The organism is Proteus sp. GOKU, from assembly GCF_015475555.1.
Lineage (GTDB): Bacteria > Pseudomonadota > Gammaproteobacteria > Enterobacterales > Enterobacteriaceae > Proteus > Proteus mirabilis_B.
The window spans coordinates 929144-944402 of the sequence record NZ_CP034105.1 but is presented as its reverse complement, the minus strand read 5'-3'; the positions used below and the strand labels follow the sequence as shown (position 1 = coordinate 944402).

The window sequence follows — 15259 nt, the reverse complement described above, 5'->3', positions numbered from 1 at the left end:
AACTTGTGATTTGCAACCGCTTAGAATAATAGAGCAAGATACTAATCAACAACGATAAATCAAGTAAATCTAGAAATTGTGCAGTCACCGACATTTTAGGATTAACTGAAACGGTTCAGCTTACTGATAATCAGATTACGAGAAATGAGAGAAGATCGCAATAGTAAACAAAGATGGAAGGATAAAAAAAGAGCACATCTGAGAAATTCTTCCCAAAAATGTGCTCTTGTTAACACTTATTGATTATTTAAGTAAAGATTTTGCCTGTGTAACCACATTTTCAACAGTAAAACCAAACTCTTCAAATAGTTCGTTTGCAGGTGCAGATTCGCCGAAGCTACGCATACCTACAATCGCACCATCTAAACCAACATACTTGAACCAGTAGTCAGCAATACCCGCTTCGATAGCAACACGAGCTTTCACTGATGTTGGTAATACTGCTTCACGGTAATCTGCATCTTGTTTATCAAATGCATCAGTTGCTGGCATAGAAACAACACGTACTTTACGGCCTTCCGCTGTCAGTTGTTCATAAGCGCTAACCGCTAATTCAACTTCAGAGCCTGTTGCGATAAAGATTAATTCTGGAGTACCTGCGCAATCTTTCAGGATGTAACCACCCTTCTCGATGTTTGCCAGTTGCTCTGGAGTACGTGGTTGTTGTGCAAGATTTTGACGAGAGAAGATCAGCGCTGTTGGGCCATCTTTACGATCAATTGCATATTTCCATGCAACAGCTGATTCAACTTGGTCACATGGACGCCATGTGCTCACGTTTGGCGTTACACGCAGGCTAGCCATTTGCTCAACAGGTTGGTGAGTTGGACCATCTTCACCCAGACCGATAGAGTCATGAGTATAAACAAAGATACTGCGGATCTTCATCAGTGCAGCCATACGTACAGCATTACGTGCATATTCCATAAACATCAGGAAGGTCGCGCCGTAAGGAACAAAACCGCCGTGTAATGCAATACCGTTCATGATTGCGGACATACCGAATTCACGAACACCGTAATGGATGTAGTTACCCGCTTTGTCTTCGTTCAGTGCTTTAGAACCAGACCACATAGTCAGGTTGCTTGGTGCTAAGTCCGCAGAACCGCCCATGAATTCAGGTAATACTTTACCGAATGCTTCTAATGCATTTTGAGAAGCTTTACGGCTTGCAATGCTTGAAGGGTTTTGTTGCAGATTTTCAATAAATGCTTTGGAATCTTTTTCCCAGTTTGCTGGTAATTCACCAGAAACACGACGTTTGAATTCAGCCGCTAATTCAGGGAACTGTGCTGCGTATGCAGCAAATTTAGCATCCCATGCAGCTTCTTTTGCTTTACCCGCTTCTTTTGCATCCCACTCTTTATAAATTTCTTGTGGAATTTCGAATGCTCCGTATTCCCAGCCTAACGCTTTACGTGTTTCAGCGATTTCTGCATCACCTAATGGAGAACCGTGAGAATCAGCAGTACCTGCTTTATGAGGAGAACCGAAACCGATAGTGGTTTTACAAATCAACAGTGAAGGTTTGTCAGTGATTTGTTTTGCTGCTTCAACAGCGGCTTTAATGCTTGCTGCATCGTGACCATCAATGCCACTGATTACATGCCAGCCATAAGCGTCGAAACGTTCTGCAGTGTTATCAGTAAACCAACCATGCACTTGACCATCAATAGAGATGCCATTGTCATCATAAAATGCAATCAGTTTACCTAACTGTAATGTTCCCGCTAAAGAACACACTTCGTGAGAGATACCTTCCATCATACAACCATCACCCATAAAGGCGTAGGTGTAGTGGTCAACGATATCATGACCAGGACGGTTAAATTGAGCCGCTAATGTACGTTCTGCAATAGCAAAACCCACTGCGTTTGCAATACCTTGACCTAAAGGACCTGTTGTTGTTTCAACACCAGCGGTGTAACCATATTCTGGGTGACCAGGTGTTTTAGAATGCAATTGACGGAAGTTTTTCAGATCATCTAAAGAAAGATCATAACCAGACAGGTGCAGTAAGCTGTAAATCAGCATTGAAGCATGACCATTAGATAAAACGAAACGGTCACGATCAGCCCAGTTAGGGTTAGTTGGGTTATGATTTAAAAAATCACGCCATAATACTTCTGCAATATCAGCCATACCCATAGGGGCGCCAGGGTGTCCTGATTTAGCTTTTTGCACAGCATCCATACTTAAAAAACGGATCGCATTAGCAAGGGTTTTACGAGTGGTCATTTTCTACTCCAAGTCGGATAAAAAGCATCTAGATAGCTGATTCTCTCAATGCGGGCAAAAAACCGCAATATAAAAAATCCACAAAGGTGGCTATCGTAATTAGCATAAAGCAATAATTCTTTGATTTGCACGGCATTTTTTACGATCAAAGCGGAAAATAACATTACACCACCGCATTGTTGCGCAACAAAAAGCAAAAAAGACAATGATTTGCGCAATTGAGAAGCGTGCTATTAAACCTTAGCTTGATATGACTAATCAAGATAAAATTTCATTGCTGAATTATCCATCAAATCAAATAAATACCGTATTTGTTTTAATTATAGCCTAATAACTGACTGAACTTGTTACAAGGACGTAGAATTATAAGAGCTTAAAAAAGATAAAAAGCAGATAATTCACTGATTCAGTAATAAAAATCTTATTTACATCATATATAGCTAAAAGGAAAAATCAGCGTAACGTAAATGTTACTTACCACCTTAGCAAAATGAGTTAAAAAATAAGTAATTAAGCCATTTTAAGAAGGTTTTTATAAAGTTTGTTACGATAAAGAATATATTTTTCGTGTTTTGACTTTCATTAAGCTTAAAATTTCTTTTTTCTGTGTTAATTGAATATTCTTTTCTCTTATTATTTTTTGCAGAAAAATAGTTTCAGAAAACATCTTATTAATAATGCGCGAAAGTTTGCTTTTCATTTTATGTTTAATAAAGAAAGCCGTTAATTTATCTATCTCGTCAAAATCGAAAAAGAGAATATACATAACGTAGTTTTGTAAAAAAGTGCTTAAGCAATATTTGTCATAATCACCATTACCCAACATATCTAATGCTTGGCTTAGTTGTTCAAAAAAGTCAGTATTATTATGATGATAAGCATAAAGAAAATCATCAATATGATTAAGTTGATGTAACAACCACGTACTATGATTATTTTCAGGATAAATAATTGGTTGCTCTTTTCCTTCAAGCGCTTTAAGCAATTGTAATGATAATGCTTTTATTGCCTGAATTTCTTCGGTTTTAACATCCACGTTATTAGTAATAGATGGGTAATTTACTAAGTAGTTATGGTAATAATCTTCAATATATTCAGAAGCTTTGACTTTACTTGGGATATGGGTAATACATCCATTTATCATACTAAACGATGCTAAGGTGTCATAATTAACGGGATGACAATAAAGAAAAAACTTAAATAAAAACTGGCGAAGTTGATCTATCTGCCCACCATTGAGCATTTCAATGTTATTTAATCGTGATAACTGAAAGAAGCAATATTCTTTAATGAAATCATTCATTCGATTATAAAAATTAAGTTTTCTTATAAAACCTATTGAATTAATGGTTATGATTAAATAATAAAAATTTTGCTCATCGTAAATAGTGATTTTATTTCGGTATTTTTCTAAGCCAACTAGCTTACCTTCATTGTCAGAATAGCTCGGATCACTCGGCTGTAACTCTGCATCCCAGCCAATAACAGTATTGTCTTTATTCTTTTTAAAAAATAACTCTGCGTTATTATCATCGCCTATACAGTACTCAAAATCATTGCTGTTAAGGTGGAGCGCCTTACTTTTATACTTATGCTCTAAGTAAGAGCAAAACCATTGATTCAATTCCATTTTGTACACGCTCCCCTTTTTCAACTAATCCGCAGTTAAATCACCACTAATTTCTTTTTATAAAAACCTATCGGAAAATGACCTTGGTAGTAAATCTGAATGATATTTTCCCAGTTGTCACCATAATTGAAATATTTTTCAGTAAGATACTGTCTAAATGCGTAACATATCGCATTTCTTGCTGCAATTTTAAAGTTATGTACATCGTATTGAAATTGACTATCTGGCACAGGAAATGCTTTTAGACTTTCTATCACTGCCTTACTGACGACTAATCGCATCTCGACCAAATCTTTGGGATATTCTTGTTTTATATAGAAAGGATCATCTTGCGTGGGAGAAGTTGGCAACCATTCGACATTTAAAGACGATTCAAAACAAGCTTGGATACTTTGAAAATAGATAATTTTTTTATCATCGAAGCTTCCCTTTCCCATATTAGAAAAGAAAGGTGTAATGCTAATTTTTTGTTGGATTTCGTTAAAAAAGCTCATGACTAATAGACTCAATTATTTCTACGTTAATTCTGTCTGATTTCAACATAACATACTGATTTTCAATATGTGAATATTGATAAAATAGATCATCTTCAAAAACTAAATTAGTGACAATAAACTTATTATCAAGCAATTTACCATTTAATTGATAAGCAAAAGAATTTCCAATTTGAGTCAACGACATAACGTGATCATTTGATGGTTTAATCTCAATATCATCAAAAAACATTAATACTAACTCGACTAAATAGACTTCCCCTATCACAAATACATTGGGCTCATTAATAAAACAACAAATTTCATATTCACCAAAAGAGAGTGTAACCTCTTCTTCCACATAAGGATTGAGGGCAACAACTCTAGCAAAATATTTCATTCTTATTCTGGCTCATCCCATTTTGATAGAAAGTAGAATATTAATAAATTAGCTATATTGCCAAAAACCAGCAATAACCTCTTTAGTTTCTTCATGTTGATAAAGATACAAAGCTCCGTAACCAAAAATATAGGAGCCAGTAAGAAGTTCTTCAGGATAGTAATCTTCATCTATTTGTAAAAAAGGTTTATACCCTGCATCAGCAAGATTTTCAAAGTAATAGATTTCATCCTGCAATAAGTTAAATTGAGATGTTACCGTAATAAACTCACCTTCCAATGCCGTCTTATAGCCAACTAAGTTCATTTTATTGATCTGTTCTAATGTGTAATTACAGTTTTTGCTTTCTATTGACGATGTATGTGGAATAACTTTTATTGCACAATGAGGGTAAATATTCTTTTCAAGCATTATGTCATACTGTTGAGGAACTAATATGGTTAAATACATTCCTTTTTGTGCTGGATGCTCAATAGATAGATAAAATTTATATCCATCAATCTGTTCACTTTTATCTAAAAAGTATTCAGGAATATTTCCACCTATGCGCCCAACTACAGAATGGATGGATTGATTACCAATAGTTGCAACTAAATAATTTTTATTCATTCTTACTTATCTCAAGTATATTCAAATAGTCGTTATTCAATTCCTGATTATTCTTAATTACTCTTTATAGTAGTCAATTTCTGCTAATAGGCATTCGGAAAATTTAAGCTTTGTTTTCTTTACTTTATCACCTTCCGTATAAACATAAACGTCAGGATCATCACATTCCCTATCTATAAAAAACAAACTAGAATAACCTTGATGTAGTAAAAACGAGAAGAAATTCAATGGTATTTGAATATTATTTTCTTCAAGTAACTCAATAGAATATATATTTATATCATCTAATTCAGAATATAAAACACTCGTTCCTTTTTTAAAATCCCCCATCTCAAAACCTAATATGGACAAATAGATTTTATAAAAATAAGGTAATTTTCCATACTTATCTTCTAACTGTAAAATTTGCTCATCAGAACACCCTATGACAGAAAATCCTTTATCCATGATAAATTTTTTAAAACTTTCTAATACAATTAAAAATTCAGATGATGTCATTACTATCTTCCACCAACGCTAAAAAACTGTCTTGAAGGTCGCCTTGAATTTCTTCATTATCATAAATAAGCTGAAAATCCTCATCGATATTATTAACGAAATGAGTACCGTCTAGCATTCCGAATATTGTTGATGCGGTATCTGTCATCACGATTTTCATCATATCAATCACTGATTGCTTTTCTTTTTCTGATAAATTAACAAAAATCTTATTCACTTGAGAGAAAGTACCTTCATGATAACTTTCTGGATCTTGTCTATTTAACCTTTCACTATATTGCTTAAGATTATCTTCAAATAATTCTTTGTATATTTCATTGATAACAAGTTTATCTTTTTTCATGATTAATCCACTAGTTAAAAAAAATCACAACTTAATTAAAGTAATATAGCCTACTATTATTTTATCTTTAAATTTATGACAGTATTATTTTAACTCTAAAATAAAGAAATCTTCTAATATAGAAACCATCTCTTCCGCTAGAGATGGATAATATCCAGAAGGTATCGTACTATCAATAGCCATAAATGATAAATTACTATCAATCCATGTTATTTTTCTTTCTGGAATTTCAGCTATATCAATAAACAAATCTCTAACTGCATCAAGATTACTGCCCATATAACCATAAGGGCCTAATAAGGAATATCCCAATTCACAAAAGAAAGAATAGTAATCTTGAATATATTTTCCCTCAATCACTAACTCATCTTTTAAAATTTTCCCAGGAAATCCATTTTTAACATAACTCGCTGAGATATATATATTTTTTAATTCACCACTCATTTCCAACCAAATTCTTTCTTTACTATCCTCATGGAATTCAAGTAATGAAGCCACACCAGAAACATACATCCCTGGAGTAAAATAAGAATCTACAATTAAGTTGTTTCCATAAAAATGATATTTAATTAAATTAAAAGAAAATCCTAATCGACCATCATAATTTTGAGAAACCACATAATAGTTTTTACCTTTTTCAAGATGTAAAACTTTTTCTTTCAATCCAATAAAAACAAATGATTGTGTTTTATTTGTATTTTTGTAGTCATAACATTCAACTAAATTTTCAAATGAAAAAATTAAATTATTTTCATAGTCTAATACTTGATATGATCCAATCATACTATTTCCTTATAATACTTATTGAAGATTCACTATTTCAATATCGAATTGAATTTATTTATAATAAATTAGACTTGATAAAGAATAAATTCCACTAAAAATTCAGTATGAGAAGAATATAATAATACTTATCTTAAATTTCCTCGATAAAAGTATCATAATTATTATCCAATTGTATTAAAACCAACGCCCCATAGGTGAATTTTCTCTCAGATTTTTATCAATCAATTCTGGTGTAATGATTTTTTGTTCAATAACAGGAAGCATGATTTCATTTAGAATTTCGCAATCAATATGACAACCAGTATTATGAAATATAAGATTTAGAGCCTCATCAATTAATGCTTGCTCACCCTGTTCTTTCATTTCAAGGACAAACTGAACAATGGCTTGTTTTATCTCTTTATTTTTATTGTATTCGGCTTGTTCAGTTTCAAATTCTTGATAATAAAAATGGTCGAGCGTTTTAGATAGCATACTTAAACGTAAATAAAATTCCGTGTTCATAAATTAATCCTAAATATCCCTAAGACTATGATTTGATACCGCGCAGGCTGTCTTTCACCAATAGCAAATAAACCAAGCAACTGCATATTCTCTTTTTTTGATTTTTGAAGATCATACATTACTGATAAACCATCATAGCTATAACGCGTTCCTTGATTTAAAGTGAGTCCTTTTACCTTATTTATTACCTGCTGTTTTACCTCTTTATCTAGGCTGTTTAAGTCTCTTAATTGCGTTACGCTAACTGACATATCCTCATCATAATAAGGACATTGAATAAGGTGATTTAGCTGATAAAAATCATCTTCAAAACCATCATAAACTAGCTCTTTTTTCTTTATATTTTTCATCTTATTCAAGTTTTAATTGATGCCAAAATGAAGTTGTTTGAGATGAGGTTAGGTCAATAATTCTATCTGGTGAAATATCAGTTAAAAACAGTGTGGCAACTGCGCGAAAAAAAGCAAAAAAATTCACTGCAATATGTTCAAAACTATCCATAGATGACTCACTTGTCATTGCAAAAACATTCCCAGTTAGAGTATTTAATAAGATGGTATAAGGATCTGACAATGCAATAACAATGATGTTTTCAGGTCGTTTATCTCCAATCCACCATTGAGCAAACTCATTGAAGCCATTTAGCATGAAAAGTCTTTCAAGATAATCTTCACCACAGCCAAAACTGATATTAAATAATGAGAAATTATCTAAATTATAGAGAGAGATAAAAGAGGTAAAATCATCAGGAAGAGAGAGTGTTAGCGTCTGTTCTAGCAAACCGAAATCTGTAAGTGGTGCTTTTCTTTTAAAAAGAATTAAATCATTAAAATCCTCTCCTAAAGGAGAAAATTTATCTTCTAGCTCTTTTGTGATTTCATCAAGCGTTAATAGCATGCTCAGCCCAGCCTAAATTAATTTTTAAACCAGCTAATCACCATTATATTCGCCAATATAATGTAAATTATTATAGGTTTGGTTATCGCTCTTTTTGATAACAAGTTCAGGATTTTGATACCAAAATATAGCGTTAGCACTTTTAATTCCTAGCTCTTCACATTTAGCTTTAATAAACGATATTTCACTTTCATCAACAGCTGCATCTACCAAAACTTCATCAAGCGTAACATTGTTATCAAAACGAGGGATAACACCAATAAAATCTTCGTCGTACCACACCATCCCCAGATCTTTGCAGAATCCACATACTCTATAATTAGGAGAGTCAATTCCGTCTTCCTCAGAGTAATCTAACTCAAAATAGTGCATATACTCTTCTTCAGAAGAAAAATTACTGCCAATCCATAAATGTACTCTATTTTCCATATTGATTACCCTGCGAAATGCCATTGTACATAGTATTAATATCATTAATAAATTCTAAGATAGTGATATCAAATATTGAAAGCAAGAAATAGTGGCTTAGAAAAATACGGGAAGAGAAAATTGCTGAGGCTGTAAAACGCAAAAACCCCAGCATAAATGCTGGGGTTTGGAATGTTGGCGGAACGGACGGGACTCGAACCCGCGACCCCCTGCGTGACAGGCAGGTATTCTAACCAACTGAACTACCGCTCCGCGTATCCTTTCGGACGAGGTGAATATTACGAATCTCTTGCCTTGTCGTCAACTGTTTTTCTAACAAAAAGATGCATTTGGATAGTTTTTAATCTCAACTAACCATTTCTGCTTTTTTTATATTCAGACTGCCTCATCATTTGATGCCGGACGCCATAAACAATGTCCGCCTTTCTTCTCAACTAGGTCTAATCGAGACTCATGTTCGGCAAGTTCTTCTGCGGTTGCTCTTATTACTCTTAATCCTGAAACGGGGCGTTCAATACGCTGAATATCATTTTGCTCTTGTTCGTTACTTGATTCACCATCCATTGAAAATGCTAGTGCTGTTTGTCCACCGGTCATCGCCAAGTAAACATCAGAAAGTATTTCAGCATCCAATAACGCGCCGTGAAGAGTACGTTTAGAGTTATCTATTAAGTATCTATCACATAAGGCATCAAGGTTATTTCGTTTACCAGGGAATAATGCCCTCGCCATTGCAAGGCTATCGGTAATTTGGCAGAACGTTTCAGTAGGCGGAATATCACGATTAAGCTTTCTAAACTCATAGTCCATAAAGCCGATATCGAACGATGCGTTATGAATGATCAGCTCTGCGCCACGAATATATTCTAAAAACTCGTCAGCAATATCGGCAAAAGAAGGACAATCCTCTAAAAACTCATCACTGATGCCGTGAACTTCAAACGCTTCGGGATCAACTAATCTTTCAGGCTTAATATAAACATGGAAATTTCGCCCTGTTAATCGACGATTGATAACCTCTACGGCACCAATTTCAATGATATTATGACCTTCATAATGAACGCCCAGCTTATTCATACCGGTGGTTTCGGTATCAAGTACAATTTGTCGTGTGATTGGAGTGCTCATAATCCGTTTTTATGTCAGACTTAAGGTTAGTTTTTCGTATTAATCAAAAAGGATAAGTCGCCTTTATGCACAAGCAGGTAGAAATATTCACCGATGGTTCATGCTTAGGCAACCCAGGCCCCGGTGGTTATGGCGCTATTTTACGCTATCAACAACATGAAAAAACCCTAAGTGAAGGTTTTTTTATGACCACCAATAACCGAATGGAACTTCTTGCCGCTATCGTAGCATTAGAAACATTAAAATTCCCTTGTAAAATTACACTGACAACAGATAGCCAATATGTCAGACAGGGTATTACGCAGTGGATCCATAGCTGGAAAAAGCGCCAGTGGCGTAAAGCAGACAAAAGCCCTGTGCTTAATGTCGATTTATGGAAACGCTTAGATAGTGCTATTACTCGTCATGAAATTGAATGGCATTGGGTAAAAGGCCATGCTGGTCATGATGAAAATGAACGTTGTGATGAATTAGCAAAAACAGCGGCTCAATCACCGACACAAGAAGACACTGGCTATATTGAAAGTCAGAAAGATAAAACAGCTAACGAATAATGTGCTATGGCTCTGAGTGATTGCGTGTAGCCCCTAAAACTCGACCTTTTACACTCATGCGAGGCAATGCAAATTTCAACGCGGTGGGTGTTAAAGGAAGCGTTCTTTTGCGAGCGATAATTAAATTTAAACAGCCACCAGTGTGATAGCGGCTACCATCACGTTTTATTGGTCTTGAAAATGGCATAATCTGGAAATTCTGTTGTGTCATCACTTCGTAATTTAGCACACTAAGCCAATCAATTTGGCGACGAAGTGAAAACATACGACTTGAATAAGGCTGTTTTTGTCGCAAAAGAGGCGTGCATTTACCCAGTCCTAATAAACTAATCGGGTTGAAGCTCGTTAATACTATCCAGCCATCATCAATTAAAACACGATCAGCTTCTCTTAATAGCCAATGGGGATCTGCACTATAATCAAGTACATGAGCCATAAGGCAAACATCAACCGATTTATTTTCAAAGGGTAGATAATCTAAAGACGCGATAACATCCGCATTTATTGCATTCGATGTCACATTGACTTGATGTGAAACGATACTTAATTTGGTATCCAGTTCGGCACTGAGTTGACCGAGTTTCAGCAAATGAAAGCCATACATTTTCGGCCACCAGTTTTGTAAACGCAGTTCAATCGCCATGCGATAATATTCCCCCCAAGGAATATCACGCCAAGAATCCGGCATTGTAATTGGTTTTACTGAACGCGCTGCTTTCATCGTTTAACCCTTTATATTTTATAAGTAAGGTAACTTATATGGAGCTTATCAGAATTCCTGCTTTATCCGATAACTACATTTGGCTATTAAGTAATGAAAATAGTGAATGTGTGATTGTGGATCCTTCACAAGCCAAACCTGTTATTGAAATGCTCTCACAACGCTCACTAACACCTATCGCGATTTTATTAACCCATCATCATGATGATCATGTTGGTGGTGTTGCTGAACTTGTAAAAAAATATCCTAACATCGACGTTTTTGGCCCACAAGAAACACAAAGTAAAGGGGCTGAAAATATTATTCATAATCAAGAGCGCATTATTGTTGGCTCTTTTACTTTTAATGTGATTGGCACACCAGGCCATACATTGGGTCATGTTGCTTATTATTGTGAGCCCTATTTATTTTGTGGAGATACACTTTTTTCTGGTGGTTGTGGTCGTTTATTCGAAGGCACCGCACAACAAATGTTCAGTTCATTACAAAGATTGAGTGCTTTACCTGATAACACATTAATTTGTTGTGCTCATGAATACACCCTATCAAATATGACCTTTGCACACCACATCATGCCAGAAAATGCACTTATTACCGATTATTTAGCCCAAGTTAGTGAAATGCGTAAAAATTTACAACCTACTGTGCCAATAACACTGAAAAACGAAAAGAACATTAATCTTTTTTTGAAATCTGACGATATTGATTTGCAAAGGATTTTAGGTATAACCACTAATACTTATGCTCCAATTAAGACATTTACAAAATTAAGAGAATTAAAAGACAACTTTTAATTCCTATTGGTTGTTTTATTTTGGCACACTAAGTATCATTTGGTTCAAAAAACACACAGGATGAATTTTTCTATTATGAAGACAAAAGCGATTTTGTTCTCCATATTGCTACTGGCAGGTTGCCAGCAATCGGAGAACATTAAACCTAATTTGTCTGCGATCACACCAATATCAACGAAAGGGACTTCAACTTCTCACCAACCTCAATATGATGTAAAAACCAATTTATGGGGTTATGTGGTAAGTGAATTGAAAATGGACCTCCCTGAAAATGAAAGGATCTCGCAGCAAGAATTATATTTTTTAAATAATCCCAAACATATACAGAGCGTTGCTGCTCGCGCTGAGCCTTATATGTATTCGATTATTGATGAAATTGAAAAACGTGAATTACCGATGGAACTTGCACTTGTTCCTGTCGTTGAAAGTGCGTTTAATCCCCATGTTACCTCTTCTGCCAATGCAGCGGGTTTATGGCAATTTGTGCCAATAACTGGTAATTACTATGGTTTGGCACAAAACCAATGGTATGACGGTCGTCGTGATGTTATGGCATCAACTAAAGCGGCACTTGATTTGCTAGAGCGCTTGTATGTAATGTTTGATAGCGATTGGGCACTTGCCCTTGCTGCTTATAACGCTGGTGAAGGCCGTGTTATGCAAGCAATAAAGGCAAATGAGAGTCAAAACTTACCAACAGATTATTGGTCGCTTTCTTTACCTAAAGAAACGATGAATTACGTACCGAAAATTCTCGCTTTAAGTAAGGTTATTCGTGAAAACGAAGAAAACATTACCTTTCCCAAAAGCAACTATCGCGATAAAGCATTAGCTTCATTTGATGTCGGTGAGCAAATCACGTTAAATAAAGTCGCTGAATTAAGTCAGTTACCTATTAATACCGTGAAAGACTATAATCCCGGCTATAAACGTGGAATAACTGCACCGAATGGCCCTCATGTCATTATGTTGCCTCGCAATAAGCTTGACCAATTCCGTAACGCTTTTGAAGATGAAGCTGTATTAGAAACTATTCGCTTGGCTGTTGCCAAAACGAATCAATCTATTAAGCAAGAAGGCGTTTATAAGGTTCGTTCAGGGGATTCGTTTTACGCTATTGCTCGTCGCTATAATATGAGTATAAAAGACTTACAGCGTATTAATGGGTTAAATGCAAAGAGCACTTTGCTGGTTGGTCAGACATTAAAAATTCATAATGCAGGTAGTGTCAGTAGCACTACAACAACGAAACCAACAAAACCTTCACCAAGCTATTATAAAGTGCGCCAAGGTGATTCTTATTACAGTATTGCCCGCCGCCACGGCATTAACCTAAAGCAGTTAATGAGCTGGAACGCTGATATTAAAATGTTAAAACCGGGTACTCAATTAACACTGTATGTAAAATAGTCTTCTGAACTTTAGTTTCTTTAAAGCCATCAATATATTTAATACCTTAGAGGTGATAAATAGAGATGGCTTTTTTCTTTCTTCTCTATGGGTGATCCCTCCCAAGAAAAACGCATCTTTTCATTCTTCCCTTTATTCCTTTCCCTCTATTTGAGTTCGTATGATTACGACGCCATCTATTACTCCAAATGATAGGCAATAAAAAAGCGCCTGATATTTAACTATCAAGCGCTTCGTTTTTATCTCTATTTGATTAATTTAGCGTAGTGACTTATAGCCAGAAGAACCAAGCAAACAGAGAGATAACTAAGATACACACTAAGTTCAGTACACCACCGACACGTACCATCTCTGTCTGTTTAATATAACCAGAGCCAAAGACAATCGCATTTGGTGGGGTAGCAACAGGTAACATGAACGCACAAGATGCACCGATACCGATAATCATAGTTAACGCCATTACTGGCATACCTAATGCTTGTGCAACTGTTGCAAAGATTGGTACTAATAACGCCGCACTCGCTGTATTACTGGTAAATTCAGTTAATACGATGATGAAGGTTGTTACTGCAAGGATAATCACGAACCAGTGGCTTGCACCGAAGGTTTCTTTCATGAAATCTGCCATTACAAGGCTTGCACCAGAAGACTGTAAAATAGCGCTCAGTGTTAAACCACCACCGAACAGCATTAATACGCCCCACTCTGTGTTTTCTTGGATTTGGCTCCAACTTGCTACACCTGTTACACCGATAACAATCGCTGCACTGACTGCAATGACAGTATCTAAATCTTTTACACCACCAAAAGCACTGCTGATGAAAGAACTGAAGATCCAACATACTACGGTAACTAAGAAGATAATCATGGTGATAACACGTTTGTTATTCCACTCTAACACTTCTAATTTCAGGTCAAATTTATGTTTTAAGTTAGGGCGTAGCATCAGATACATCACAATAAACATGATAGGCAATAACACCACCATGATTGGAATACCGTACTTCATCCACGTGATGAAATCTAAGTTCAACTGAGCCGCTGCAATCGCATTTGGTGGGCTACCAACCAGCGTACCTAAACCACCGATACTTGCACTATAAGCAACACCTAATAATACGAATACAAAAGTATTGCGCTCTGAACGAATATCTAAGTTAGATAAAATACCTAACACTAAAGGTAACATCATTGCCGCTGTTGCTGTGTTACTGATCCACATTGAGAGTAATGCGGTAACACCAAATAACAGCAATACAGCAATTGAAAGTTTACCTTTTGCAATCATCAACAAGCGGTTAGCAATTAAGCGATCTAGCCCTTGAATATGAAGCGCTGTCGCTAATGCAAAGCCACCGAAGAATAAGAAAATGATGGGATTCGCAAATGACTTTAATGACTCATTGGTATTCATTAGCCCAAGTACAACGGCTAAAATAGGTATAAATAATGCTGTTATCGTAACGTGAATGGCTTCTGTCAGCCATAACACACCCACAAACACCATTAATGCTAAACCTGCATTGGCCTTTGGATCATAAGGTAAAAATTCTAGCAGAAGCAGTAATAACACCACATCAATAGCTAGAATGATTAACCCTCGTTTGTTTATCGGGCTCGACTTCGCCGATGGGGCTAAATTGGACGCGTCCATGATAATACTCCACATTAGCTGATATGAACATTAGGTTCACTAAGCCATAATTGTTAACGAAATAGGTTATATGTGAAATATAAAAACATTTCTCGCCATTGAAAATGCGCAAAACTAATAATTGGGATCTCATCCACGAGAATTAACCAATTTATTAATAAAAGAGTAATAATTGAACACTATTTCCTCTT

The 15259-nt window shown here is 35.5% G+C and carries 18 protein-coding genes and 1 tRNA gene; 3 read left to right on the top strand and 16 right to left on the bottom strand.

What is annotated here, in order from left to right:
- Positions 1 to 243: 243 nt before the first annotated feature.
- From tkt to dnaQ, 14 genes are all read right to left on the bottom strand, one after another.
- Positions 244 to 2238, bottom strand: coding sequence for a transketolase (gene tkt, locus EHE21_RS04330; RefSeq protein WP_088493573.1), 1995 nt, complete (start codon positions 2236 to 2238; stop codon positions 244 to 246).
- Positions 2239 to 2782: 544 nt separating this feature from the next.
- A complete protein-coding gene (locus EHE21_RS04325) occupies positions 2783 to 3868 on the bottom strand; it encodes a hypothetical protein (protein ID WP_194951949.1) in 1086 nt (361 codons plus the stop codon).
- Between the two features lie 35 nt (positions 3869 to 3903).
- The gene (locus EHE21_RS04320; protein ID WP_194951948.1) at positions 3904 to 4362 is read right to left on the bottom strand and encodes a hypothetical protein; all 459 of its coding nucleotides are present in this window, start codon (positions 4360 to 4362) and stop codon (positions 3904 to 3906) included.
- The gene (locus EHE21_RS04315) at positions 4349 to 4741 is read right to left on the bottom strand and encodes a hypothetical protein (protein ID WP_194951947.1); all 393 of its coding nucleotides are present in this window, start codon (positions 4739 to 4741) and stop codon (positions 4349 to 4351) included. The genes EHE21_RS04320 and EHE21_RS04315 overlap by 14 nt, the downstream gene beginning before the upstream one ends.
- A 48-nt stretch (positions 4742 to 4789) precedes the next feature.
- Positions 4790 to 5350, bottom strand: a complete 561-nt coding sequence (locus EHE21_RS04310; protein ID WP_194951946.1) for a hypothetical protein — start codon at positions 5348 to 5350, stop codon at positions 4790 to 4792.
- A gap of 57 nt (positions 5351 to 5407) precedes the next feature.
- Complete coding sequence (locus tag EHE21_RS04305; RefSeq protein WP_194951945.1) at positions 5408 to 5848, bottom strand: SMI1/KNR4 family protein; 441 nt, start codon at positions 5846 to 5848, stop codon at positions 5408 to 5410.
- Positions 5835 to 6191: a hypothetical protein gene (locus tag EHE21_RS04300; RefSeq protein WP_194951944.1), complete on the bottom strand. Its 357-nt coding sequence runs from the start codon at positions 6189 to 6191 to the stop codon at positions 5835 to 5837. The genes EHE21_RS04305 and EHE21_RS04300 overlap by 14 nt, the downstream gene beginning before the upstream one ends.
- Before the next feature lie 84 nt (positions 6192 to 6275).
- Complete coding sequence (locus EHE21_RS04295) at positions 6276 to 6974, bottom strand: hypothetical protein (protein WP_194951943.1); 699 nt, start codon at positions 6972 to 6974, stop codon at positions 6276 to 6278.
- 177 nt (positions 6975 to 7151) lie between these two features.
- A complete protein-coding gene (locus EHE21_RS04290; RefSeq protein ID WP_194951942.1) occupies positions 7152 to 7481 on the bottom strand; it encodes a hypothetical protein in 330 nt (109 codons plus the stop codon).
- Complete coding sequence (locus EHE21_RS04285; RefSeq protein WP_194951941.1) at positions 7478 to 7831, bottom strand: hypothetical protein; 354 nt, start codon at positions 7829 to 7831, stop codon at positions 7478 to 7480. Before EHE21_RS04285 ends, EHE21_RS04290 begins: the two co-directional genes overlap by 4 nt.
- Before the next feature lies 1 nt (position 7832).
- Positions 7833 to 8378 (bottom strand): nuclease, encoded by a 546-nt coding sequence (locus EHE21_RS04280; protein WP_194951940.1) that lies wholly within the window; start codon positions 8376 to 8378, stop codon positions 7833 to 7835.
- Positions 8379 to 8411: 33 nt separating this feature from the next.
- On the bottom strand, positions 8412 to 8807 hold the full coding sequence (locus EHE21_RS04275; RefSeq protein ID WP_201161571.1) for an immunity 22 family protein: 396 nt from the start codon (positions 8805 to 8807) through the stop codon (positions 8412 to 8414).
- A 175-nt stretch (positions 8808 to 8982) separates the two neighbouring features.
- A tRNA-Asp gene (locus EHE21_RS04270) sits at positions 8983 to 9059 on the bottom strand.
- Positions 9060 to 9182: 123 nt separating this feature from the next.
- The gene (gene dnaQ / locus EHE21_RS04265; protein ID WP_088493582.1) at positions 9183 to 9935 is read right to left on the bottom strand and encodes a DNA polymerase III subunit epsilon; all 753 of its coding nucleotides are present in this window, start codon (positions 9933 to 9935) and stop codon (positions 9183 to 9185) included.
- 65 nt (positions 9936 to 10000) lie between these two features.
- Here dnaQ and rnhA point away from each other — a divergent pair, with 65 nt between their 5' ends.
- Entirely contained in the window at positions 10001 to 10489 is a 489-nt protein-coding gene (gene rnhA, locus EHE21_RS04260; protein ID WP_075673396.1) for a ribonuclease HI, read from the top strand.
- Between the two features lie 4 nt (positions 10490 to 10493).
- Here rnhA and EHE21_RS04255 read toward each other — a convergent pair whose 3' ends face one another.
- A complete protein-coding gene (locus tag EHE21_RS04255; protein ID WP_075673395.1) occupies positions 10494 to 11210 on the bottom strand; it encodes a methyltransferase domain-containing protein in 717 nt (238 codons plus the stop codon).
- Between the two features lie 38 nt (positions 11211 to 11248).
- On the opposite strand from EHE21_RS04255, the gene gloB reads away from it, so the two are divergent.
- A complete protein-coding gene (gene gloB, locus EHE21_RS04250) occupies positions 11249 to 12004 on the top strand; it encodes a hydroxyacylglutathione hydrolase (protein WP_194951939.1) in 756 nt (251 codons plus the stop codon).
- A 75-nt stretch (positions 12005 to 12079) separates the two neighbouring features.
- The gene (mltD, locus tag EHE21_RS04245) at positions 12080 to 13414 is read left to right on the top strand and encodes a murein transglycosylase D (protein ID WP_088493585.1); all 1335 of its coding nucleotides are present in this window, start codon (positions 12080 to 12082) and stop codon (positions 13412 to 13414) included.
- Between the two features lie 271 nt (positions 13415 to 13685).
- Here mltD and EHE21_RS04240 read toward each other — a convergent pair whose 3' ends face one another.
- A complete protein-coding gene (locus EHE21_RS04240; RefSeq protein ID WP_088493586.1) occupies positions 13686 to 15068 on the bottom strand; it encodes an SLC13 family permease in 1383 nt (460 codons plus the stop codon).
- Positions 15069 to 15259 lie beyond the last annotated feature (191 nt).

Bases quoted from the DNA above. Each gene is read 5' to 3' on its own strand.
- tkt (WP_088493573.1), bottom strand. From the start codon at position 2,238: ATGACCACTCGTAAAACCCTTGCTAATGCGATCCGTTTTTTAAGTATG.
- EHE21_RS04325 (WP_194951949.1), bottom strand. From the start codon at position 3,868: ATGGAATTGAATCAATGGTTTTGCTCTTACTTAGAGCATAAGTATAAA.
- EHE21_RS04320 (WP_194951948.1), bottom strand. From the start codon at position 4,362: ATGAGCTTTTTTAACGAAATCCAACAAAAAATTAGCATTACACCTTTC.
- EHE21_RS04315 (WP_194951947.1), bottom strand. From the start codon at position 4,741: ATGAAATATTTTGCTAGAGTTGTTGCCCTCAATCCTTATGTGGAAGAA.
- EHE21_RS04310 (WP_194951946.1), bottom strand. From the start codon at position 5,350: ATGAATAAAAATTATTTAGTTGCAACTATTGGTAATCAATCCATCCAT.
- EHE21_RS04305 (WP_194951945.1), bottom strand. From the start codon at position 5,848: ATGACATCATCTGAATTTTTAATTGTATTAGAAAGTTTTAAAAAATTT.
- EHE21_RS04300 (WP_194951944.1), bottom strand. From the start codon at position 6,191: ATGAAAAAAGATAAACTTGTTATCAATGAAATATACAAAGAATTATTT.
- EHE21_RS04295 (WP_194951943.1), bottom strand. From the start codon at position 6,974: ATGATTGGATCATATCAAGTATTAGACTATGAAAATAATTTAATTTTT.
- EHE21_RS04290 (WP_194951942.1), bottom strand. From the start codon at position 7,481: ATGAACACGGAATTTTATTTACGTTTAAGTATGCTATCTAAAACGCTC.
- EHE21_RS04285 (WP_194951941.1), bottom strand. From the start codon at position 7,831: ATGAAAAATATAAAGAAAAAAGAGCTAGTTTATGATGGTTTTGAAGAT.
- EHE21_RS04280 (WP_194951940.1), bottom strand. From the start codon at position 8,378: ATGCTATTAACGCTTGATGAAATCACAAAAGAGCTAGAAGATAAATTT.
- EHE21_RS04275 (WP_201161571.1), bottom strand. From the start codon at position 8,807: ATGGAAAATAGAGTACATTTATGGATTGGCAGTAATTTTTCTTCTGAA.
- dnaQ (WP_088493582.1), bottom strand. From the start codon at position 9,935: ATGAGCACTCCAATCACACGACAAATTGTACTTGATACCGAAACCACC.
- rnhA (WP_075673396.1), top strand. From the start codon at position 10,001: ATGCACAAGCAGGTAGAAATATTCACCGATGGTTCATGCTTAGGCAAC.
- EHE21_RS04255 (WP_075673395.1), bottom strand. From the start codon at position 11,210: ATGAAAGCAGCGCGTTCAGTAAAACCAATTACAATGCCGGATTCTTGG.
- gloB (WP_194951939.1), top strand. From the start codon at position 11,249: ATGGAGCTTATCAGAATTCCTGCTTTATCCGATAACTACATTTGGCTA.
- mltD (WP_088493585.1), top strand. From the start codon at position 12,080: ATGAAGACAAAAGCGATTTTGTTCTCCATATTGCTACTGGCAGGTTGC.
- EHE21_RS04240 (WP_088493586.1), bottom strand. From the start codon at position 15,068: ATGGACGCGTCCAATTTAGCCCCATCGGCGAAGTCGAGCCCGATAAAC.